Origin of the sequence: Aeromonas lusitana (genome assembly GCF_002812985.1) — a bacterium.
Lineage (GTDB): Bacteria > Pseudomonadota > Gammaproteobacteria > Enterobacterales > Aeromonadaceae > Aeromonas > Aeromonas lusitana.
On record NZ_PGCP01000035.1, the window covers coordinates 1 to 22,497 of the forward strand.

Below are 22,497 nucleotides of genomic sequence, written 5' to 3' on the forward strand. Positions count from 1 at the left end.
CCATGCGAGAGTAGGACACTGCCAGGCACCCAATTAGAAGAAGCCCGCTCATCTGAGCGGGCTTTTTTATTGGCTGGGATTTGGGAATGGGCAGATATTTTATCCATACAGAGCCTATTTATCAGACAATCACATCGCAAAACCATATCAATTTAGTCAAAAACACAGCCTTCTACGCCTCCGATTACCTGTCTCCAGCCTCTTTTTCGCTCCACACTACCGGACTACCGGACTACCGGACTACCGGACTACCGGACTACCGGACTACCAAGCTACCGCCTCTGCCCGCATCTTCTCTCCACCTCCATATACCAAGCGGCTATGCCCTGCATTGATAATCACTATTGCCTGAAACGGGCGTGACAAGAGCGGCGGGATCCATAGACTGGGTGTTTCATACACAAGGAGCTGTCTATGTTGGGGATCCACGATCTGGCGTTGTTTATCGCCTCTGGCCTGTTGTTGAACATGATGCCGGGACCGGATTCCCTGCTGATCATGCTGCGCAGCGGCTCTCAGGGCTGGCGGGCCGGCTCGGTGGCGGCGCTGGGGATAGGGACGGGGACCATGGTGCACGTGCTGGCGGCGGCGCTGGGGCTGTCAGCCCTGCTGAGTGCCTCAGCCGAGCTGTTCACCGTCATCAAGTTGATAGGGGCGCTCTACCTGGTCTATCTGGGCGTTTCTCTGTTCAGACAGAAGGCGGCACCGGCCAGCGCAGACGCGGCTGTGACGCTGCCCAGGCTCTCCTACGGTCGCATCTATCGGCAGGGGCTGCTGACCAATGTGCTCAACCCCAAGGTCGCACTGTTCTTCCTGGCCTTCGTGCCGCAATTCATCGATCCAGCGGCGCCGCAGAAGGCGCTGGCCTTCATCGTGCTGGGTTGCATCTTCAATCTCAATGGCATGATCTGGTGCCACCTGCTGGCCTTCTCCACCGCTTTTGCGAGCAGCAAGGTGCGCTTGCCTGCACGTGTAGGGCTCTGGCTCAATCGCTTGATGGGAGGCCTGTTTGTGGGTCTTGGCCTCAAGCTGGCGACAGAATAAGGCTCCGTTCCTGAAAGCCGGCCATAGAAAAAGGCGTATCCCATCGCTGGGATACGCCTTCGTCTGCACTGCAGCAGGAGACTGAAAATCAGTTCATGCCGTAACGCTTGAGTTTCTTGCGCAGGGTGCCACGGTTGATGCCCATCATCACGGCGGCGCGAGTCTGGTTACCACGGGTGTACTGCATGATCACGTCCAGCATGGGGGCTTCGACTTCGGAGAGAACCATATCGTACAGATCAATCACTTCCTGACCGTTCAACTGGGCCAGGTAGTTACGCAGGGCCTGTTGCACAGAGTCACGCAGGGGGCGCTGGGTCGGCTCGGCAGCGTGATTGTGAGTAGTTGTTACCAATGCATCAGAAGTCAGGGTTTGTTCGAACATATTCGGTCGGCTCTTTAGTTATGCGTTAACCTAATCCATCGAAATACACTTCAAGTGCTTCCAGCTGTGCGTCAGCACAATCCAGGGCATTGAAATGTTTACGGAATTCTCGGCCCGTCTCTTCTTCATCCAGATACCAACCCACGTGTTTACGGGCAATGCGCGCTCCCAGAAATGCACCGTAAAACTGGTGCAGGTTGGTTACATGCTCGTTCATCAGGGTGCGAACCTCTTCCCTGTCGGGAGGTGGCAGCTTGGTGCCCGTCTCAAGAAAATGACGGATTTCCCGGAAAATCCAGGGTCGTCCTTGCGCTGCACGGCCGATCATCACGGCGTCGACGCCGGTATAGTCGAGGACATACCGGGCCTTCTCCGGGCTGTCTATGTCGCCATTGGCGACAACAGGAATCGATACGGCCTGCTTAATCGCCCTGATAGTGTCGTACTCCGCTTCGCCCCGATAGAGGTCGGTACGGGTACGACCATGCACGGCAAGGGCCGCGATACCGCAATCTTCGGCGATTCGGGCGATCTCCTCGCCATTGCGGTTATCCGGATCCCATCCTGTGCGGATCTTCAAGGTGACAGGGACCTCCACTGCATTCACCACGGCCTGGCAGATGGTTCTGACCAGATCGGGTTGGCGCAGGAGGGCGGAGCCCGCCAACTTCTTATTCACTTTTTTTGCAGGACAACCCATGTTGATGTCGACGATCTGAGCGCCCTGCTCCACGTTGTAGCGGGCGGCAAACGCCATCATCTCCGGGTCGGCTCCGGCAATCTGGACCGATCGCAGTCCGGTTTCGGCAGAATGGCCCATTCTCATCCTGGTTTTCTGGGTATCCCAGACATCCGGGTTGGCCAGCAGCATCTCGGAAACGGCCATGCCGGCGCCCAAACGCAAACAAAGTTCACGAAATGGTCGGTCTGTTACACCGGCCATGGGAGCCACAATCAAGGGAGTTTCAAGCGTGTGGGGACCTATCTGCATTCCACGGTTACCATCGGCTTAGGGCGGCGTATATTACGCATTTTTTAGTCAGGAGAAAAGGTTAGTATTTGAGCGTCAGCCATTTTTTTCTGAAAAAAACGTCGCGCCAAGGCTTGCAAATTCAGGAGTGCTTGAAAAGCAGCCATATTGTCTGGGACCATGGTCGGGGCCAAATGAGTGAGGGAGCCGACGATTTGTGAGTCTCGCTCCGCCACGGGTTTACGTTATGATAGCGAGCCTGAATCGAGCAAAGGCTCCACACAATTTCATTACAAATAGAATTTGGGGATGTATGACGTCACGCTTCATCAAATCGCTCGGTCCCTGCCTGCTGGGAGCCATGTTGGGCTCGGCCCAGGCACAGACCGTCAGCTTCACCGAGGCCTGGAGCCGGGTCATCCAGCAAGATGACGGCTTGGCGGCGGAGCAGGCCGGGGTGGATCGGGCAGAGCAGCTACGCGAGGCGGCCAAGGCCATGTATCTGCCCAAGGTGGATGTGGGGGCCAGCTATACCCACCTCGACCAGCCGATGGAGCTGGACATGCTGGATCTCAACCCCATCGCCAATCACCCGGAATTTGGCAAGGTGCTGGGCCCCGTCATGCAGGCGCTGAACCTGAGCCCGAGTGACTTCGTCACCCCGCTGACTAAACAGAATGTGGTCACCAGCTCGGTCAAGATGCTGTGGCCGCTGTTCACCGGCGGGCGCATCGATGCGGCCCAGGACATTCGCCAGGCTCAGGTGAGCGAGGCGCAGCAACTGCTGGTGCTCAAGCAGCAGTCCACCTTCGAGAGCCTCTCCCAGACCTATTTCGGCGTGGTGCTGGCGGCCCAGGTGGTGCAGACCAAGCAGGAGATAGAGCAGGGACTGGCCCATCACCTGGATCATGCCCAGAAGCTGGAGGCCCAGGGCCAGATCGCCAAGGTGGAGCGACTCTCCGCCCAGTCGGCCTATGACAGGGCCCGGATCGATACCCAGAAGGCGCGGCGCAGCCTGGAAATCGCCCAGCTGGCGCTCGGTCATATGCTCAAACTCAAACAGGCAGAGCCCAATACCCGGCTGTTCATCAACGACGACATGCCACAACTCGATCCCTTCGTGCAGGAGACCCTGGCGGTACACCCGGGTCTCAAGCTGCTGGCGGCCAAGAAGGAGCAGGCCCAGGGCATGATCAAGCTGGAGAAGGGCAAGTACGCCCCTGAGCTGTTCCTGTTTGGCAACTACAACCTCTATGAGGATGACTCCATCGTCTCCAAGACCACGCCGGACTGGCTGGTCGGGGTGGGCGTCAGCATGCCGTTGGTGAGCCGTGACGGTCGCTCGGAGACGGTGCAGGCCGCCAAGAGCGCCGAGTTGCAGGTCAATCTGCTACAGGCCAAGACCCGCCAGGATCTGGAGCTCTTGGTCGAGAAGACCTGGCGCGAGGCGGCCCAGGGGCTGGAGGAGTATCAGTCCCTCTCCTCGACCCAGGCGTTGGCACAGGAAAACGTACGACTGCGGGACAAGGCGTTCGGCCAGGGGCTCTCTACCTCGCTGGATGTGGTTGATGCCCAGAACCAGCTGGCGGGGGTCAAGACCCAGCGCGCCGCGGCGGCCTATCAATACGTGGTCTCCCTGGCTCGCTTGCTGGCGCTCTCCGGCCAGATGAACAGCTTCAATCAATATCAGCATGGCCGGGCCATCGAGGTGAACTCATGAGCGCAGTCCTGTCTGTTCCCTTTTCCCCGTTTGTTTCGACCGCCAAGGGTCGCCCGTTCGCCGAGGTGAATTCATGAGTCATTCCCCCATCAAGAAGAAGATGAGTCAGGGCAAGCCGCTGTTGCTGACCCTGCTGCTGGTGATGCTGGTCATCTGGCTGGGCTGGCGCTTCTGGCTCGCCTATCAACCTGAGCCGGTGCGGCTACAGGGCCAGATAGAGGCGCAGCAGTATTCCGTTTCCTCCAAGGTGGCGGGGCGCATCGACGAGGTGCTGGTGAAGAAGGGAGATGTGCTGACCAAGGGCCAATTGGCGTTCACTCTGGCGAGCCCGGAGATCGAGGCCAAGCTGAGCCAGGCCAAGGCGGGGGAGGCGGCGGCCGGCGCCCTGGCGCAGGAGGCGGAGAAGGGGGCGCGGGCCCAACAGATCGCGGCGGCGAAGGATCAGTGGCAGCAGGCCAAGACGGCGGCCCTGCTGCACGGCAAGACCTATGCCCGCATCGCCAACCTGCACCGGGAGGGCGTCATGCCCCTGCAGAAACGGGACGAGGCCTGGACCGCCTGGCAGGCGGCCAAGTACAGCGAAGGCATGGCCTGGCAGCAATATCAGATGACGTTGGAAGGGGCGCGGGAAGAGACCAAGGTCGCGGCCCGGGAGCAGGCCAAGATGGCGGCAGGAGGGGTGGCCGAGGTGGAGGCCTATCTGGCGGATACCCGGATTGTCACGCCTCATGCCGGCGAGGTGGCCCAGGTGCTGCTGCGCAGCGGCGAGCTGGCGCCCCAGGGCTTCCCCGTGGTAACCCTGCTCGACATGGAGGATGCCTGGGCCCAGTTCCACGTGCGTGAGGACTTGTTGCCCCGCTTCCCGGTCGGTACCGAGTTCGATGCTCGCATTCCCGGTCTGGGGGATCAGCTGGTGCGCTTCAAGGTGACCCACGTGGCGGCGATGGGGGATTTCGCCACCTGGCGCGCCACCGATACCCGCCAGGGCTTTGACATGAAGAGCTTCCAAGTGGAGGCGCGTCCCCTGCAACCGGTTGACGGGCTGCGGGTTGGCATGAGCGTGCTGGTCGAGCTCTGATGGGACGTGAATGGCGGCGGCTGTGGCAGGACCCCTTCGGGCGGGCCCTGGCGAGCTGGGTTCCCCTGCTGCTGATAGGGATCCTGTGCTGGATCTTCTCGGCAGGGCTTGCCCGTGATCTCAAGGTCGGCCTGGTGGATCTGGACCACAGCGTCCTCTCCCGCCAGCTGGCCTTCTCCCTGGATGGCTCGAGCGGCCTCAAGGTGAGGGACCAGTTCGATTCCATCGACGAGGGGGCCCGCGCCCTGCGCGGTGGCGACATCTACGCCCTAGTGGTGATCCCCGCCCATCTGGAGCGAGATGCGCGCGAAGGCACCCAACCCCAGGTAACTGTGCTCAACAACGGCCAGTTCATCCTGATCGCCAAGCTAGTCAGTTCGGCCCTGGCCCAGGTGGTCGGCACCCTCAACGGCCAGGTCGGTGTATTGGAGGCCATGGCGGATGGCAAGGCGCTGCCCGGTGCCCTAGGGCAAGCCCTGCCCATCACCAACCAGATCACGGCGCTCTACAACCTCAACTCCAGCTATGCCCAGTTCCTGCTGAGCGCTCTGCTACCTGCGGTGTGGCAAATCCTGGTGGTGCTCTACGGCCTGAATGCGCTGGCACGGATGGACAGGCTCGGCCTGGAATGGGCCCGTGAAGGGGTCTGGAAGGGCCTGTGGCGCATTTTGCTGCCCCATGTGCTCATCGGGTGGGCCTGGGGGCTGGGGTGGAGTCTGCTGCTGTTCAAGGCGCTCGGTTATCCCATGCAGGGCAGTTGGCTGATCCTGACCCTGGGGCTGGGGCTGGCATCGGCCGCCTGCGTCAGCATGGGGGCCTTCTTCTATGCCGTGCTGCGGGATCCGGCGCGGGCCCTGTCGATAGCGGGCGCCTACACGGCGCCTGGCTTTGCCTTTATGGGGGTGACCTTCCCGGTCAGCTCCATGGGGGATCTTGCCCAGTTATGGCGCAGCCTGCTGCCCATCTCCCACTACGTCGAGCTGCAGATAGGCCAGACCAACTACGGCCTGCCGCTCGGGGCTACCTTGCCTCAGTTCGGCGCCCTGCTGCTGTTCCTGCTGCCCCTGCTCTTGGTGGTACGCCGTTATCAGCCTCAGACGGCATCGAGTCAAACCCTTGAGGAGCCCAAGTCATGATGAGATTCTGGGGTTTGCCACGCCTCGAGTGGCGGCCGATTGATGTGTGCCTCTTGCTGGCGCCACAAATCGCTGCCTCCTGGCGGTGGAAGGAGCCAATGGCATGCTAGGTTTCTGGGATCTGGTGCGCCTCGAGCTGCGCACCCTGCTGGCGGACAGGGCCATCATGCTGACCCTGTTTGGCGGCGTCTTCTTCTACTCCTTCCTCTACCCGCAACCCTATCTGCACCAGTTGCCGCGAGAAGAACCCGTGGTGGTGGTCAACGACGACGGCAGCCAGCTTTCTCGTCAGCTGGAGTTCATGGCCGATGCCACGCCCCAGGTGAAGCTGGTCGCCCGGGTCGCCAGCCTGGATGAGGCGCGGGAGTGGATGCTGACCGGCAAGGCGAGCGGCATCTTGCACATTCCCCGCCACTTCTATCGGGATCTGATGCTGGGCAAGAGCGTCACCCTGAGCTATGCGGGGGACGCTTCCTACTTCCTGGTCTATGGCACTATAGCCGAGGGGCTGGCCCAGGCGGGGGGCACCCTGGCCGCTCAGGTGAAGGTGGCGCGCCTGCTCAGTCATGGGGAGGCACTACCCCAGGCGGCCATGGGCTGGAATGCGGTGGGGCTCAACGTACTGCCGGTGTTCAATCCCACCATGGGCTATGTGAACTACGTGGTGCCGGCTGTGTTCGTGCTGATCCTGCACCAGGTGCTGCTGATGGGGGCTGGCATCCTGGGGGCGACCCAGAACCAGCGCAGTCTGCGAGGTGAGCGTGGCTATTGGCAGCAGGCGCCGGTGTTGGCGCTGCTGTTGGCGCGCACCCTGGTGCTGGGGGGGCTGTTTGTATTGCCTGTCAGCTACTTCTTCGGTTTTTGCTTCGATCACTACGGCATAGCGCGCAGCGCCGAGCCGGGGGCTCTCTGGCTGTTCACCCTGCCGTTCCTGTTGGCCACCACCTGGCTTGGGGTGGTGCTGGGGGCCCTGTTTACCCGCCGCGACCTGCCAACCCAGGTGGTGCTGGTGTCATCCTTGCCGTTGGTGTTCCTCGCCGGCTTTATCTGGCCTGTCGAACTCATCCCCATGCCGCTCAACTGGCTGGCCCAGTGGGTGCCGAGCACCCCGGCCATCGAGGGCTTCCTGCGTCTGAACCAGATGGGGGCCGAGTTTAATCAGATCTCTTCCTACTGGTGGCAGCTGTGGGGGCTGGCACTGTTCAACGGCTTGCTCGCCATCCTCTTGCTGGCATGGCGCCAGCGACAGGGCAGGGCACCCGATATGGAAACGGTCAGCGAAGGCTGACCGTTTTTTTGTGCAAGGCGAGGCTGGCTTAGCTGCGCTGCAGGCCGGGCTCGCCGATGGCGTAGATCTGGCCGAGGGCCTGCTCGCTGGTGAGCAGTTGCAAACCCTGCAGCGCCACGTCCTGACGGCGCACCAGACCGTGCACCTCCTGCCCCTGACTCAGCAGCGCCTTGCCGGTCGCCTCCCCATCCTGCAAACCGGCCGGCCGCACTATGGTCCACTCAAGGGAGCTGGTCTGCAGCCAGCTTTCCGCCAGGCTCTTCAGACGCACCTCGTGACCGAAGGCCTCCCGCGCCCGCTCGGGCAGGTATTGCCAGCTGTCGCCACAGCCGAGGGAGGTGACCAGTAGCAGGCGTTTGAGGCCGGCCCGCTCCATCTCGTCGATCACCAGGCGGTTGCCCTGATAATCCACCGGCTGGGCCTGGCGAAAGCTGCCCAGGGTGGAGACCACCCGGGCCTCGCTGCCCGCCAGCAGGCAAGCCTGGGCGACCGCAGCCGCGTCCAGAGCATCCCCCTGAACGACTTCGACCCCGAGTGTTTGCAACTCTGCGGCCATGTCGGCATTGCGGACCAGAGCGACGACCCTGTGGCCCTGGCGCAGGGCCTGATCGGTGAAGGCGCGGCCCAGCCCGCGGCTGGCTCCGAAGATGAGAGTGGTCGGCATGAGAGAGTTCCCTTGAAGAAAAGGGTTAGCCTAGGGCCTGGATGACCCGATGTAAATGAGAGTTGTTTTTATCTGTGAAGGGAGAACAGAAAGTAAGGGGCCGACGTCAATGACGTCGACCCGCAAGGGTCAGCCGTTGTAGTGGCCTATGCTGGGGCGGCGGCTCGGGCCGCTCAGGTGGATGTCCACCGGGTTGAAGGCCTTGATCGCCTCGAAGCTGAAGTCACCTATGGCCTGATGCAGGCTCTGGGGGCTGTGGTTGGTGATGATGATGACGCTTTTTGACAGGTTGCGACGACGGCGCAGCAGGTGGCCGAGGAAGCTGGACTGGCTCTCCGCCATCTTGGCGCGATTGGCCGCCACCTCGTCGATGATCAGCAGATCCACCTCTTCCAGGGCGCGGCGGTACTGGTTGCGCTCCTCCTGATCCTGGATGACGTTGAAGAACAAGCGATCGACTATGGAGGCCCACTGCTGGAAGATCACCGACTTCTGGTGGCGTTCGATCAGCTCGTGGGCCACGGCCCCTGCCAGGGTCGACTTGCCGGTGCCGTAGTCGCCGTAGATCAGCATGCAGCCGCCGCCGCTCTTCTCCCAATGCTCGAAGCCGCTGATGAAGTAGCGGGCGGTCTCGATGGGGTATTGCAGCGCCGGATCCGTGGCATCCATCTTGTCGAAGATCCAGTCCGGGTTGAGGTCGGCCTGGGCGATCAGCTTCTGGATCCGTTCCTGGCGCGCCGCTTTTTGCAGCTCACGCACCTCGGCGTTGGCCTTGGCGTCGTACTCCTTGCGCAGGGTCTCGTAATCGTACTGGCTGCCGCCGGTCTGGGCTTGCAGGCGGCGGATGCGCTCCAGCAGGCCACCCACGTGCTGGCTCAGCTCGGGATCGTGGATACGCTGGTCTTTTTTGGCCTTGGCGATCTTGCGGCGCTTGGCCTCGATCTCTTCCAGCTCCTGGCGAAGGGGGTCTTGCGGATCTGTCATGGAATGCTCCTTCTGCTGGGGCTGGGGTGGTAAGGGCTTGATAACTTGGATAATCGCAGCGCGAATGTGGGGACCAATAGTGCCTGCTGCAAACGCCTGGGATCAATCATTATCCGGTCCCTCTGCCTGGGTCAGGCGTTTGGCCGCTTCAATCATCTCCTGCGCCCGCTTGCTCGGCCCTGACTCGACCGGCGCAGGGGTGACCTGCTGGTACCCCTTGACCTCCATCGGCTGGCGACGGGCGTAGCGGCGGCTCTTGAGGGTGCGGATGAACTTGAGCATCCACTGATGCTGGGAGTCGAACACCTCGGGGCGGCCGAGCCAGTAGGCAATGAACTCCCCGAGATCCTCTTCGTTGTAGCTGGCGTCGATCACCCCGCATAGACGGGCGAGGGCGGGCAGCTCCTCGTCAGGGCGCCACTGCAGGTGCATCTGGAACGGGCGTTCCGGCAGCGGGCTACGCACTCGCTGACTCAGCAGGGGCAGATGGAACGGGCACTGATGGTAGTGCTCACTGTCGCCATTGGCCTCGACTTGCAGCAGTTCTGCTTCCATCAGCTCATCGAGCAGTTCGGTCAGCTGACGGGCATTGACCTGATAGCAGAAACCACTGGCGTCACTCGGATCGACCACCGCCAGCGCTCGCCCGAGCTCGGGATAGTTGAGCCTGGCCAGCCGATTTTCCAGCACCAGCCGACGCAGCTGCAGGGTATAGAGGCTGCGAGCCGGATGGGACAGTCTGGGGTGGGCGAGGGCGCTGTACTCTGCTGGGGTCATGGTGTTCTTCGCGATCAGGAATGGGGCCATTATCCCTCATGGCGGGGTCGCATACAATTCGTGGCGCATGGGGATGACTGTGAGACACGGCCGCCTATTTTATCGGGACCTGTATGTGACCGTTTTTGCGAGGCGTTGCCGAACGGACAAAAAAAGCTGACAAAATAATCGGCCTATTTCAATTAGTTGGACCGTTTCGTGACACGACCTTGCAGGATTGAGTGGCGAGATTGACCCCACGTGATCTAGGCTTAATGCTCAAATAACCGTTTGACTAATAAGAGCTTTGTCAAGATGTCAAAAGCCGGACTACGGATCCTGGTGGTGGAAGATGAAGCGGTTTTCCGCCACTCGCTGGTCACTTATCTCGAGCATGATGGGGCCTGTGTGTTTCAGGCCGAAGATGGCATTGAAGGGCTCTCCGCCGCCGCTCTCTATCACCCCGATATCGTGTTATGTGATTTGAACATGCCCAACATGGATGGACATGAGGTGATCGCCTGCCTCGCCGCCCGCTACCCGGAGGTGCCTGTGATCGTCATCTCGGGTCAGGACAAGATGCCTGCGATCGAGCGGGCGCTGCGGGCCGGGGCGCGGGACTTCTTCATCAAGCCCGTCTCCGATTACAGCCAGATCCGGCGCAGCATAGATCAGTGTCTGGCGGGCCATGTCCATCAGACCCAACAGCTGGAGCTGATGGAGCACATGGACTTCTTCCGGGCGCACGACAGGGCCTCCAGCCGTTTGCTGGCCTGGCTGACGCCGCCCGGCTTGCAGGAGTGGGGCCCCTGGCAGGTGACCTTCGCCGGCATGGGTAATCTCTTCATCCCGGACACCTTCAAGCTGGATGACAAGCTGCTGGTGTTGGTGATGGAGCTGCCCGTCCTCGGCATGGATGCGGCCTTCTGTGGCGCCCTGGTACGCTCCCTGATGAACGGCCCCTACCGCCAGTATCAGCAGCAGGAGAGCCTGCTGCTGACCCAGCCGCACCGTCTGCTCGACTACCTCAACCTGCAGTTGCTGGAATCTGGCCTGCGCCACTCGTTTTCCATGGCGGCGCTGCTGTTTGATCAGGAAGACGGCCTGGTGTTCGCCAATGCAGGGCTCACCTCGCCGCGCTGGCTGATGCGCTCGGGAGGGCTGCCGCTTGGTTTGATGCGCAGCAGCCGCTATGCGCTGCACAAGCGCAGCTGGCATGAGCCGTTCGAACTGCAGTTTCGAAGCGACAGCGGCAGCGCTTTGAAGATGCAGGTGCGCCACCACTGAGAAGATGTCTGCTTGCCAATAAAAACGGGGCGCCCACTGGGCGCCCCGTTTTTATTCACAATCCGGACCGGTTAGACGGCGGCGGACTGCAACTTTTTGTCGTCTTCTTGAGGGGCTTTGGCCGGGCCTTCGGCGCCGTGCATCCAGTAGACCAGGCGGTTGGCCATGGTCAGCAGGATCAGGGCACTGATCACGGCCGCGATGGCGATGCCACCGAAGATGGCCATGGCACCGGACTCACCGACGAAGGAACCCACGAAGCCGGCGATGTAGTTGGCCAGGGCAACGAAGCCGAACCAGGCACCCATCATCAGAGAAGCCAGACGCAGCGGTGCCAGCTTGGTCACCATGGAGAGACCGATGGGGGAGAGACAGAGCTCGCCCAGGGTGTGGAACAGGTAGGCGCCGACCAGCCAGAACATGGAGGTCTTGACGGCCTGATCACCACCTTGCTCCAGCACGGCACCGATCATGAACAGGAAGCCGACGGCCAGGAACAGCAGGCCCATGGCGAACTTCACCGGGGAGTTCGGCTCTTTGTTGCCGAGCTTGATCCAGATGGCCGCCACGATCGGAGCGAGCGTGATGATGAAGAAGGGGTTCAGGGACTGGAACCAGGCGGTCGGCACTTCGAAGCTGCCGATCATGCGGTTTGTGTATTCCTGTGCGTACAGGTTCATCAGACCACCGGCCTGCTCGAAGCCTGCCCAGAAGATGATGGTGAACAGACCCAGCACCAGGATGACCTTGATGCGATCCACTTCCTGCTTGGTCAGCGGTGCCTTCTGCTCCTTGGAACGTTGCTCGGCGGCGCGCTGGGCGGCCGGTACACGACCGATGTCACCCAGGAAGCGCTGTGCCATGGTGGCTTGTACCACCAGGGAGAGCAACATGCCGATACCGGCGCTGACGAAGGCCGCTTGCCAGCCGTAGGCGGTCGCGGCGGCGCCACAGATCACCCCTGCCAGCAGGGAGCCCAGGTTGATGCCCATGTAGAAGATGGTGAAGGCACCGTCACGACGGTGATCCCCTTCCTTGTACAGGTCACCCACCATGGTGGAGATGTTCGGTTTGAACAGACCGTTACCCAGGATCAGCAAGCCGAGGCCCGCATAGAAGACGGTGTTGACCATGTCCGGGAACATGGCGTGGGGCAGGGCCAGGGTGAATTGGCCTGCGGCCATCAGCACGGCACCAAACAGGATCGCGCGACGCTGACCCAGGAAGGTGTCTGCCAACCAGCCACCGATGATCGGGGTGATGTAGACCAGGCCGGTGTAGATGCCATACAGCTTGAGTGCATCGGCTTGAGTCCAGCCCATGCCGCCGTTGGCGGTCATGTCGGTCAGATAGAGGACGAGCACGGCACGCATGCCGTAATAGGAGAATCTCTCCCACAGTTCGGTACTAAAGAGCAAAAAAAGCCCTTTAGGGTGACCTAAAAAGGTCCCTTTGGACGGGTTATTCATTGGAACTTCCACCTGTGTCTTATATTTTTTTAGAAATTTTATGCAAGGGCTAGGAACAAGCCATATTCCTTATAAAACAAGCGGAATCGAATTACAACGAGCGTTTTTGACGTTATTTTATCTATCAATGGTTGATTTTATGTTTATTAAATGAAAAAGGGCATCGAACGATGCCCAGTTTTTTATTCTGCAGGTTGTGCAAATATTCAGCGATTACAGCTGTTTGACGAACTGCTTCAGCCAGCTGGTGAATTCGCCGTTCAGCTCCCGGTGACGGGTAGCATATTCCACGTTGGCTTTCATATAACCGAGCTTGCTGCCGCAATCGTGGCTGCGTCCCTTCATGAAGTAGGCGTTGACCTGCTCGTGCTCCATCAGCATGGCGATGGCATCGGTGAGCTGGATCTCGTCCCCGGCACCGGCCGGGGTTTTCTCCAGCAGGGGCCAGATGTTGGCGGACAGCACGTAACGGCCGACCACGGCGAGATTGGAGGGAGACTCATCGCGCGGGGGCTTCTCGACGATGGCCTGCATCGGCAGGGACATGCCAGCGCTGAGCGCCTCGCCCTTGATGTCGGCGATGCCGTACTTGTCCACTTCACTCTCAGGCACGGCTTCCACCATGATCTGGCTGATCTGCTCTTCCTCGAACAGGTGCACCATCTCGGCCAGGTTGTCTCGCTTGAGATCGCTGGCGACCTCGTCGATCAAGACGTCCGGCAGCAGCACGGCAAACGGTTGGTCTCCGATGAGCGGGCGGGCACAGAGCACCGCATGACCCAGGCCTTTGGCCTCACCCTGGCGCACGTGCATGATGGTCACGTCTTTCGGGCAGATGTGTTGCACCTCTTCCAGCAGCTGACGTTTGACCCGTTTCTCCAGGGTCGCCTCCAGCTCGAAGCTCTTGTCGAAATGGTTTTCGATGGAGTTCTTGCTGGAGTGGGTCACCAGGATGATCTCCTTGATGCCAGCGGCGATGGCTTCGCGCACCACGTACTGGATCAAGGGCTTGTCGACCACAGGCAGCATCTCTTTGGGAATGGCCTTGGTGGCAGGCAGCATGCGAGTGCCCAGACCGGCGACGGGGAGAACTGCCTTGCGAACAACGAGCGGTGTCTTTTTCATGAAAGTGAGTCCGAAGATACGAAGTAGGCTCATGATACCCGAAGAAAAATAGGGCAGCCACTGGCTGCCCACATGAGAGACAGGGTCTTGACTCACTACTTGACGATAATCATGTCCCGGTTGGCATCCAGGGTGGCGGGCCCGATACCACTCACATCGGCCAGCTGATCCACCGAGGTGAACTTGCCCTGCTTCTCCCGATAGTCGACGATGGCCTGCGCCTTCTTCTCGCCAATGCCTTTGAGCGCCGCGAGTTCATCTGCGCTGGCGGTATTGAGGTTGATCTTGCCGGCCTCCTTGGCACTGGTGAGCGTGGTGGCCGGCTTGGCTACCGGCTTGTCGGCGGCGAGCAGAGGCTGGCTCAATAACGGCAGGCAGCCCAGCAAGAGGGCGGTGAGCAGGGTCTTTCTATTCATGGTTTCACATCCTTGTTAGGTGCCGATTGGCTATAGAAAGCTAGTCGAGCTGCGCCACATTTCGTCTGTCAGAATTAACAGGGAATAACACAGTCCAATCAGCTATAAGCCACATACCGTTAGAATCGGTACACTAGCTAACCATTTGAGCGAGATGCCTTTTCCATGTACCTACCCGTCATTTCCGAGCTGGAGCCCATAGCCCGCGCCGCCGGTGCCGCCATCCTGTCCATCTACCGTCAACCCTTCGAGGTAGAGTTCAAGCAGGACGAGAGCCCGCTCACCTCCGCCGACAAGGGGGCGCATGAGGTCATAGTGCGGGCGCTGGCCAGCCTGACCCCTGATATCCCGGTGCTGTCGGAGGAGTCGGATGCGGGGGTCATGCAGGCGCGGCTAGGCTGGTCTCGCTACTGGCTGGTGGATCCCCTGGATGGCACCAAGGAGTTCGTCTCCCGGAATGGGGAGTTCACGGTGAATATCGCCTTGATGGAGGAGGGCAAGCCGGTCTGGGGGCTGGTCTATGCCCCCGTGCTGGACAAGCTCTGGTATGGCGGCGCCGGACTGGGTGCCTGGCGGATTGATGAGGGTGGCACTGTCGCCATCCAGACTCGCCCTCATGAAGAGGGGCAGGTCTGGAAGGTGGTAGGTAGTCGCAATCACCTGTCCCAGGCAACCCTGGATTATCTGGCCCGCTTTGGTGATATGGAAAAGGGGGAGCTTGAGCTGATCTCCATGGGGAGTTCACTCAAGTTCTGCATCATAGCCGAAGGCGGGGCCGAGCTTTATCCACGTCTGGCACCGACCTGTGAATGGGATACGGCGGCGGCCCAGGCTGTGCTGGAAGGGGCTGGGGGCAGTGTGGCTCACCTCGATGGTTCCCCCTTGCGCTACAACAAGCCGGATATCCTCAACCCCTGGTTTGTGGCCAAGGCCTGATACTCAGGGTCGTCAGCTCGGTACAACCCAGACACGAAAAGGCCGGACATTGTCCGGTCTTTTACGTTTGCGTCTGTCACCGGGTCAATAGCCCAAGCTCAGAACACCTTCTTGTAGGGCTTGATGGTGACGCGAGCATAGACACCCGCCGCCACATAAGGATCGGCATCCGCCCAGGCCTTGGCCTCTGCCTGACTGCCGAACTCGGCGATCACGGTACTGCCGGTGAAGCCTGCATCGGCGGGGTCTTCGGCATCGATGGCCGGGTTGGGGCCGGCGGTCAACAGGCGTCCCTCATCCTGCAGCGCCTGCAGACGGGCGAGGTGAGCGGGACGAGCCAGTTTGCGCTGGGGCAGGCTATTGGCGACGTCTTCGGAGTAGATCAGATACCACATGGAACAGTCCTTTTCATGTTGCGGTTATTTTTCTTGCTCGGTTTTTTGCTCGGCGGGCAGATGGCGATAGAGGTAAACGCCGCTCAGCAGGGTGAACACCAGGGTCAGACCGAGCAGGCCAAACACCTTGAAGTTGACCCACATCTCCTGGGGCAGGTTGAAGGCCACATAGAGGTTGAGCAGACCGCAGGCGGTGAAGAAACCGACCCAGCCCAGGTTGACGTGATCCCAGATGCGATCCGGTGCTTGCAGCTCCTTGGCCAGCATCTGCTTGATCAGGTTCTTGCCAAAACCGTAGCGGCTGATGAGCAGGGCGAGGGCAAACAGCACGTTGATCACGGTCACCTTCCACTTGATGAAGGTATCGTCGTGGAAGAAGACGGTGAGGCCGCCGAAGAAGCCGACCAGCAGGAAGGTGAACAGCTGCATCTTCTCGACCTTGCGATAACGGATCCAGCTGTAGGCGAGCTGCAGGCCTGTGACCACTACCAGGGCGCCGGTGGCCATGTAGATGTCGTAAAACTTGTAGACCGCGAAGAAGACGATCAGGGGAATAAATTCAATAAACTGCTTCATGCTGGGCTCATTAACCTCAAAATTTTACTCAGTGTACCTGCCCGTTAGGCAACGGCAAATGAATAAGACACGGTTCCATCCCTGGCTTACGACGGTTTGCGACAAGCTCGGGATCAGACCTGAGACCTCCACGTTGGCTCGTGGTTCCATGGGACTTGCCGTGCTGGGGCGCCTCTAACGGGGATTGGCTGGATTACTGGCCTAGCGGGCGTCGCCAAACAGCTCGCGGGCGAGCTCATGGCCCAGCCTCTCCTGGTCGGCGAGCAGTTCACGGATATGCCGCTCCTCGATGAGCGGATTGAGCAGCACGGCCCGCAGCAGGGTGAGCGGCAGCTCGTCGTAGCGCCCCACCGCGCGCTGGGTGCGGGAGACGAAGCTGTGCCCCTCGGCCCGCTGCGCTTTTTGCAGTGCCACATTGAAGCGGTTGATCTGCTCGTTCGCCTCCTCATCCAGCGCCTTGCCTTGCAGATGGGGCGGGATGCAGCGGTAGGAGAGCAGGTTCATCACGGGCGCCGACATCAGCTCGAAGGCGGGGCTCGCCTCGATAAGCTCGGCCATCAGCCGGGCTCTGTCGTAGTTGGCCTCGATGAGTTCGGCGTAGCCCTGCTGACCCAGCAGCTGGAAGGCGGCGTCCAGGTAGAGCGCATTGGCGGGGCGGGTACCTTCCAGGGTGAAACGACCCTGATCGAAGGAGGTCGCTCGAATGGCGTAGGGCGCCTCCCGTTTCACCGTCATCATCAGATCCGGCTGACGGCAGAGCAGCATTCCGGTACCGAGCGGCACCAAGAGCTGCTTGTGACCATCCAGGGTCACGGTATCGGCCCGGGCTATCCCGGCCAGCAAGCCCTGATAACGGGGGGAGTAGAGAGTCGGGCCGCCCCAGGCCGCATCCACATGGAAGTGGATCTGCTCGCGGGCCGCTATGCTGGCGAGTTCGGGCAGGGGATCGATGGAACCAAAATCCGTGCTGCCGGCAACCCCGACCAGGGCCAGCACCTTGAGCTTCTGTTCTTTGCAGCGTGTCAGCGCGACTTCCAGTGCCGGGATGCTGAGCCGGTTGTCTGCATCGGTATCGAGTCGCCACACGTTGGCGGCGCCCAGCCCCAGCAGATCCATGCCCTTGTCGAAGGAGTAGTGCATCAAGCGAGAGCCCAGGATCACGGCGCCGCGGTAGCCCTGCTCATAGAGCGCAAACAGGTTGTCGCCGCAGGCGCGGTTGCGGGCCAGCCAGAGGGCGGTGACGTTGGCTATGGTGCCGCCGCTGGTCATGACGCCGAGGGCCGCATCCTTGGCATGCATGTGCGTGTCGTAGAAGGCATCGCCTTCGCCATAGATGAGGCGATGCAATTTGGCCAGCACCTCTCGTTCCAGGAAGCTGAGCAGGCGGGAGGACTCCATCTTCATCGGATTCTGGTTGAGCATCACCAGCAGGCGGGAAAGCTCGGCGGTGAAGGCCGGCAGTGGCGCCGTCATGTGCCCCATGTAACGTGGGGAGGTGAGATGGGAGGCGCCGGGCACCAGGGTTGCCAGCCGAGTGAGGTACTCTGTTGTACTTATGCCGGCGGTGGGCATGCGAGATTGATCGAGTTGATGGGTGAAGCTGCCCCGCTGATAGGGTACCTGACTGTCATCCGAGTGATGGAAGCGCTCCAGCAGGGCCGTCATGGCCTGGCCAAAGGCAGGATCCGGTTGTGTAAACAGTTCAGTCAGCTTCATCAGGTTCTCCAGACCAGCATGCCGGGCAGACATTGCCATTCGCATGGGGTGCATCGGCGTCGGGCGCAGAGCATACACCAAAGGGATGGAGGGAGCAGCCATCTCCTGGCCACCAGGATCCCGTTCCCGTCGCTCTTTTTATTTTGAGCTAACACTTGTAGCCTGAAATTCGGATCGCTAGAGTGAGTCGAGTTTGGACTGGAGTATGCGATGAACGATCTGACTGACTATTCCCCGAAAGAGGAGTGGGCCAACCGTCTCAGCCATGGGCTGGGGCTGGGGCTCGGGATCCTGGGTCTGGGCCTGCTGCTGCACAAGGGCTGGAATGAAGGTCCCCAGGTGCTGCTGAGCTATGGCCTCTACGGGATAAGCTTGGTGCTGCTCTATCTCGCCTCCACCCTCTATCACAGCATGGGCGCCGGAGCGGCCAGACGCTGGTGCAAGGTGTTCGATCACTGCGCCATTTACCTGCTCATCGCCGGCACCTATACCCCGTTTCTGCTGGTGGCCCTCGACACCCCGCTGGCCCAGGGGCTGATGGTGGTGATCTGGGCCCTGGCCCTGGCCGGAGTGGTGTTCAAGTTGCTGTTTATCAACCGTTTCAAGCGGCTGTCACTGTTCACCTACCTGATGCTGGGCTGGCTGTCGCTAGTGGTCGTCTATCAGCTCTACCTGCATATGGCGGGAGAGGGGTTGCTGCTGCTCGGGCTGGGGGGCTTGGTATACAGTCTGGGGGTGATCTTCTATGTAGCCAGGCGAATTCCCTATAACCATGCCATCTGGCACTTGTTTGTGCTGGGGGGGAGCCTGTGTCACTTCGTGGCCATCTATGGCTATGTCGAGTGACTAGCCCTTTATTGGTATTTTTGTGAACATCAAAGCCTGAATTCGTGCTGCATCCCACAGTCGGACTCCTCGTTTGCTGACAAGCTAGGGTCAGTTCAGCTTGGAAAGGATGCACACATGAGTGAAATCGCGCTTTCCATCAGCATGTTGTCGCTGGTGGCGGTGCTGGGACTCTGGCTGGGAAACTGGCGAGTCTATGGCGTTGGTTTGGGGATCGGTGGGGTGCTGTTCGGCGGCATCATAGTGGGCCACTTTGCCGGTCTGTCCGGTTTGCAGCTAAATGAGCAAACCCTTCACTTTATTCAAGAATTCGGTCTGATCCTGTTCGTCTACACCATAGGCATCCAGGTCGGTCCCGGTTTCTTCTCCTCCCTGCGCAGCTCAGGCCTCAAGCTCAACGGTTTCGCCGCCCTGCTGGTGATGCTTGGCTGTGTGGTGGCCGCGGCGCTGCACCAGCTGTTTGACGTGCCCTTGCCGGTGATCCTCGGGGTCTTCTCCGGCGCCGTCACCAATACCCCCTCCCTCGGTGCGGGCCAGCAGATCCTGGCCGAACTCGGCGCTGATCCTGGCATGACCGGGCTGATGGGCATGGGGTATGCGGTGGCCTATCCGTTCGGTATCTGCGGCATCCTGCTCACCATGTGGCTCATTCGCGTGTTCTTTCGCATCAAGATCGAGGAAGAGGCGACCGCATTCGAGCAGCAGGCGGGCAAGACCAAGGAGAGCCTGCAGACCATCAACATCGCGGTGCGCAACCCCAACATGCACGGTCTGATGCTCGGCGAGATCCCCAGTCTGGACGAGGCGGATGTGATCTGCTCGCGCCTCAAACGTGGTGACGAGCTGATGGTGCCGCGTCCCGACTCGCGCATCGAACTCGGCGATCTGCTGCACCTGGTGGGGGAGCGCCACGCCCTGCACAAGGTGCTGCTGGTACTGGGGGAGGAGGTGGATACCTCCCTCTCCACCCGGGGCACGGATCTGCGGGTCGAGCGGGTGGTGGTCACCAACGAGCAGGTGCTCGGCAAGAGGATCCGTGATCTCGACATCAAGCAGAAGTACGACGTGGTCATCTCGCGCCTCAACCGGGCCGGGATCGAGCTGGTGCCGACCAGCCAGACCAGTTTGCAGTTTGGTGACATCCTCAACCTGGTGGGGCGGCTCGATGCCATCGAGGCGGTGACCAGCGTGGTGGGTAACGTCCAGCAGAAGTTGCAACAGGTGCAGATGCTGCCGGTCTTCATCGGCATCGGCTTGGGCGTATTGCTTGGCTCCATTCCCTTCTACCTGCCGGGTTTCCCCGCGGCCCTCAAGCTCGGGCTGGCAGGCGGCCCCCTGGTGGTGGCGCTGATCCTGTCTCGCATCGGCAGCATCGGCAAGCTCTACTGGTTCATGCCACCGAGTGCCAACCTGGCGCTGCGGGAGATCGGCATAGTGCTGTTCCTGGCGGTGGTGGGGTTCAAGTCCGGCGCCGGCTTCATCGATACCCTGATCAACGGCGATGGTCCCGCCTGGATGATGTATGGCATGGCGATCACCCTGATCCCGCTGCTGGTGGTCGGTTTCCTGGCTCGTCACTATGGCAAGCTCAATTACCTCACCCTCTGTGGCCTGTTGGCGGGCTCCATGACGGATCCTCCCGCCCTGGCGTTTGCCAACGGCATGCACCCCACGAGCGGGGCCAGTGCGCTCTCCTACGCGACTGTCTATCCGCTGGTGATGTTCCTGCGGATCATCTCGCCCCAGCTGCTGGCCATCCTGCTGTGGGCCGGGGTGTGACTGTCGATGTGCTTTGTACCTGTAGCGCATCTAGTTTCAACTTCTGGCCGCTCTGGGCCGGGGAGAGAGTGATGTGATGGGAGCCCTGTCTGGGCTCCCATCTGCCATTAGTCACAATTGATGCTATTGATTTAACTAATTTTATTCCTTTCTACCTCCCTTCGGTTTTAGCGCAAAACCCAGTCTCATATCAGTCCATCCATTCGATTTTTCTCACTGGTTTCTAGCCTGTTTCGCAGGCACATTAGAGGCTGGACGTATATGCCCATAGATATTTCAGGAGAAACCATGAGCAGCCATAACATCGTATTGGATCAGGATGTCGTCGTTACCCAGTTGCAAGGCAAAATCTATCTGGTTGCCGCTGACGGGAGCCAAACACCTCTGGCCGAAGGCGATGTGCTGCCCAAGGATGCGGTATTGCTTGCTCCGGACGGTGCCCGTTTCCAGGGGGGGGATACCACCTTTACCCTGAGCCCGACCAAGGAGCCTGTATCCGCTGCGGAAGATATCTTGCTGGCGCAGAACAATGTCGCCCAGACTCCTGACGATATCGCCGCCCTGCAGAAAGCCATTCTGGCAGGGGCTGACCCGACCAAGACCTTCGAAGCCTCTGCCGCGGGCGGTGCACCCGCCGCCGGTAACGTGGGTGGGGTCGCCGGTGCCAGCGGCAACGGCGGCTTTGTCTCCATCGACAGAATCGGGGACGCCACCATAGCGGCCGCCGGCTTTGACACCGCCAATCCGGGCGAGCCGGGCATCGTCGCCGAGGCGCGGGATGGCGAGGACGAGAATGTCGATCTGACGGCGCCCGTCATTACCGTCTCAGCGCCTGACAACACCAATGACAAGACCCCTACCCTGACCGGGACCACAGATGCGCTGCCGGGCAGCACAGTGACCCTGCTGGTGACCGATGCCAACGGCAATCAACAGACACTGATCACCACGGTCAATCCGGATGGCAGCTTCAGTGTCGATGTCACCACTCCATTGGCCGACGGCCCTTATGACGTGACGGCTTCGGTGACCGATCCCTCCGGCAATACCGGCACCGCCACCGACAACGGCAGCGTGGACAGCACGGCGCCGTCGGCGCCGCTGGTCGAGATCCAGGACGGGGCAGACAACGTCATCTCCGCCAACGAGCGAGCTAATGGCGTGGATGTGATTATTCGTCTGCCTGCCGATGCCAAAGTCGGGGATCGTCTCGATGTGGACTGGAATGGTGATGGCGTGCCCGATAGTTCGTCCGTACTGACGGCAGATGACATCAACAAGGCGCAGGTCAATCTCACCATCCCGACGACGGATCTGCCAATCAATGGCCCCATCACCGTCGATGCCACTCTCACTGACTCGGCAGGAAATACCTCCTCCAAGGGCACAGACAACAGTGTGGTCAACGCGCCACCCTTGGCTGGGAATGACCAGTTCACCATGGCGGAAGATGGCACAGTCACCCTCAACGTACTTGGCAACGACGGGGATCTGGATGGGGATCGACTGACTATCACGGCCATCAATGGCCAGGTCATCGCGGAAGGCGGCTCAATTGCCATCAACAATGGCACTGTCACCCTGACCAACGGCCAGCTTGTCTTCACGCCGGCCCTTGATTTCAATGGCAATATCGCCTTCGAATACAGCATCAGCGATGGCTTGCATACCGCCACCGCAGGTGTGACTGGGGTGGTTACAGCCGTCAACGATGCGGCTGTCATCAGCGGCAACGACAGCGGCGCTGTGGTGGAAGACACGACCAACCCGACCCTGACCGACAGCGGCGTGCTGACCGTGACCGACGTGGACGGGGCGGATGAAGCCAAGTTCGTGGCCGGCAACGGCACCCCGAGCGCGGGTGCACTGGGGACCCTGACCATCACCGAAGGCGGTGAGTGGACCTACAACGTGGCCAACGGCGACG

21 protein-coding genes are annotated in these 22,497 nt (G+C 60.6%); 10 read left to right on the plus strand and 11 right to left on the minus strand.

The genetic code is table 11. The features are described from left to right. Positions 1-414 precede the first annotated feature (414 nt). Complete coding sequence (locus CUC44_RS17465; RefSeq protein WP_100861149.1) at positions 415-1,044, plus strand: LysE family translocator; 630 nt, start codon at positions 415-417, stop codon at positions 1,042-1,044. Between the two features lie 88 nt (positions 1,045-1,132). On the opposite strand, the gene fis is transcribed toward CUC44_RS17465, so the two are convergent. Together fis and dusB are read right to left on the minus strand one after the other, a co-directional pair. Then, complete coding sequence (fis, locus tag CUC44_RS17470; RefSeq protein WP_005309538.1) at positions 1,133-1,429, minus strand: DNA-binding transcriptional regulator Fis; 297 nt, start codon at positions 1,427-1,429, stop codon at positions 1,133-1,135. Between the two features lie 25 nt (positions 1,430-1,454). After that, positions 1,455-2,420, minus strand: a complete 966-nt coding sequence (dusB, locus tag CUC44_RS17475; protein WP_100861150.1) for a tRNA dihydrouridine synthase DusB — start codon at positions 2,418-2,420, stop codon at positions 1,455-1,457. Between the two features lie 292 nt (positions 2,421-2,712). On the opposite strand from dusB, the gene CUC44_RS17480 reads away from it, so the two are divergent. The 4 genes from CUC44_RS17480 to CUC44_RS17495 all read left to right on the plus strand — a co-directional run bounded on the left by CUC44_RS17480 (position 2,713) and on the right by CUC44_RS17495 (position 7,621). After that, the gene (locus CUC44_RS17480) at positions 2,713-4,119 is read left to right on the plus strand and encodes a TolC family protein (protein ID WP_167388941.1); all 1,407 of its coding nucleotides are present in this window, start codon (positions 2,713-2,715) and stop codon (positions 4,117-4,119) included. 73 nt (positions 4,120-4,192) lie between these two features. Then, positions 4,193-5,197 carry an HlyD family secretion protein gene (locus CUC44_RS17485; protein WP_100861151.1) on the plus strand — a complete coding sequence of 335 codons (1,005 nt, stop codon included), beginning with the start codon at positions 4,193-4,195 and terminating at the stop codon, positions 5,195-5,197. Then, positions 5,197-6,333, plus strand: a complete 1,137-nt coding sequence (locus tag CUC44_RS17490) for an ABC transporter permease (RefSeq protein ID WP_100861152.1) — start codon at positions 5,197-5,199, stop codon at positions 6,331-6,333. Before CUC44_RS17485 ends, CUC44_RS17490 begins: the two co-directional genes overlap by 1 nt. Before the next feature lie 103 nt (positions 6,334-6,436). Continuing rightward, complete coding sequence (locus CUC44_RS17495; protein WP_100861153.1) at positions 6,437-7,621, plus strand: ABC transporter permease; 1,185 nt, start codon at positions 6,437-6,439, stop codon at positions 7,619-7,621. A 28-nt stretch (positions 7,622-7,649) separates the two neighbouring features. Here CUC44_RS17495 and CUC44_RS17500 read toward each other — a convergent pair whose 3' ends face one another. The 3 genes from CUC44_RS17500 to CUC44_RS17510 form a co-directional block, all read right to left on the minus strand. Then, positions 7,650-8,285, minus strand: a complete 636-nt coding sequence (locus tag CUC44_RS17500) for an SDR family oxidoreductase (protein ID WP_100861154.1) — start codon at positions 8,283-8,285, stop codon at positions 7,650-7,652. A 129-nt stretch (positions 8,286-8,414) separates the two neighbouring features. Next, positions 8,415-9,269: a DnaA ATPase domain-containing protein gene (locus tag CUC44_RS17505; protein WP_100861155.1), complete on the minus strand. Its 855-nt coding sequence runs from the start codon at positions 9,267-9,269 to the stop codon at positions 8,415-8,417. Between the two features lie 102 nt (positions 9,270-9,371). Next, positions 9,372-10,046 (minus strand): DnaT-like ssDNA-binding domain-containing protein, encoded by a 675-nt coding sequence (locus CUC44_RS17510; protein WP_100861167.1) that lies wholly within the window; start codon positions 10,044-10,046, stop codon positions 9,372-9,374. 294 nt (positions 10,047-10,340) lie between these two features. Here CUC44_RS17510 and CUC44_RS17515 point away from each other — a divergent pair, with 294 nt between their 5' ends. Further along, positions 10,341-11,312: a response regulator gene (locus CUC44_RS17515; protein WP_100861156.1), complete on the plus strand. Its 972-nt coding sequence runs from the start codon at positions 10,341-10,343 to the stop codon at positions 11,310-11,312. Between the two features lie 71 nt (positions 11,313-11,383). On the opposite strand, the gene CUC44_RS17520 is transcribed toward CUC44_RS17515, so the two are convergent. The 3 genes from CUC44_RS17520 to CUC44_RS17530 all read right to left on the minus strand — a co-directional run bounded on the left by CUC44_RS17520 (position 11,384) and on the right by CUC44_RS17530 (position 14,322). Next, complete coding sequence (locus CUC44_RS17520; protein WP_100861157.1) at positions 11,384-12,781, minus strand: peptide MFS transporter; 1,398 nt, start codon at positions 12,779-12,781, stop codon at positions 11,384-11,386. Between the two features lie 213 nt (positions 12,782-12,994). Then, positions 12,995-13,906: a UTP--glucose-1-phosphate uridylyltransferase GalU gene (gene galU / locus CUC44_RS17525; protein WP_100861158.1), complete on the minus strand. Its 912-nt coding sequence runs from the start codon at positions 13,904-13,906 to the stop codon at positions 12,995-12,997. A 95-nt stretch (positions 13,907-14,001) separates the two neighbouring features. After that, positions 14,002-14,322, minus strand: a complete 321-nt coding sequence (locus CUC44_RS17530) for a ComEA family DNA-binding protein (protein ID WP_100861159.1) — start codon at positions 14,320-14,322, stop codon at positions 14,002-14,004. A 165-nt stretch (positions 14,323-14,487) separates the two neighbouring features. Here CUC44_RS17530 and cysQ point away from each other — a divergent pair, with 165 nt between their 5' ends. Then, positions 14,488-15,258: a 3'(2'),5'-bisphosphate nucleotidase CysQ gene (cysQ, locus tag CUC44_RS17535; protein WP_100861160.1), complete on the plus strand. Its 771-nt coding sequence runs from the start codon at positions 14,488-14,490 to the stop codon at positions 15,256-15,258. Between the two features lie 98 nt (positions 15,259-15,356). Here cysQ and CUC44_RS17540 read toward each other — a convergent pair whose 3' ends face one another. The 3 genes from CUC44_RS17540 to CUC44_RS17550 all read right to left on the minus strand — a co-directional run bounded on the left by CUC44_RS17540 (position 15,357) and on the right by CUC44_RS17550 (position 17,945). Further along, on the minus strand, positions 15,357-15,653 hold the full coding sequence (locus tag CUC44_RS17540) for a YciI family protein (RefSeq protein WP_100861161.1): 297 nt from the start codon (positions 15,651-15,653) through the stop codon (positions 15,357-15,359). Between the two features lie 24 nt (positions 15,654-15,677). Then, positions 15,678-16,229 carry a septation protein A gene (locus CUC44_RS17545; protein ID WP_100861162.1) on the minus strand — a complete coding sequence of 184 codons (552 nt, stop codon included), beginning with the start codon at positions 16,227-16,229 and terminating at the stop codon, positions 15,678-15,680. Between the two features lie 201 nt (positions 16,230-16,430). Next, positions 16,431-17,945: an aminotransferase class V-fold PLP-dependent enzyme gene (locus CUC44_RS17550; protein WP_100861163.1), complete on the minus strand. Its 1,515-nt coding sequence runs from the start codon at positions 17,943-17,945 to the stop codon at positions 16,431-16,433. Positions 17,946-18,155: 210 nt separating this feature from the next. Here CUC44_RS17550 and trhA point away from each other — a divergent pair, with 210 nt between their 5' ends. From trhA to CUC44_RS17565, 3 genes are all read left to right on the plus strand, one after another. Next, the gene (gene trhA / locus CUC44_RS17555; protein ID WP_100861164.1) at positions 18,156-18,791 is read left to right on the plus strand and encodes a PAQR family membrane homeostasis protein TrhA; all 636 of its coding nucleotides are present in this window, start codon (positions 18,156-18,158) and stop codon (positions 18,789-18,791) included. A gap of 117 nt (positions 18,792-18,908) precedes the next feature. Continuing rightward, positions 18,909-20,570, plus strand: a complete 1,662-nt coding sequence (locus tag CUC44_RS17560; protein ID WP_100861165.1) for a putative transporter — start codon at positions 18,909-18,911, stop codon at positions 20,568-20,570. A 288-nt stretch (positions 20,571-20,858) separates the two neighbouring features. Further along, positions 20,859-22,497, plus strand: a 1,639-nt coding sequence (locus tag CUC44_RS17565) for a retention module-containing protein (protein ID WP_157812801.1), incomplete at its 3' end; no start/stop codon positions are given.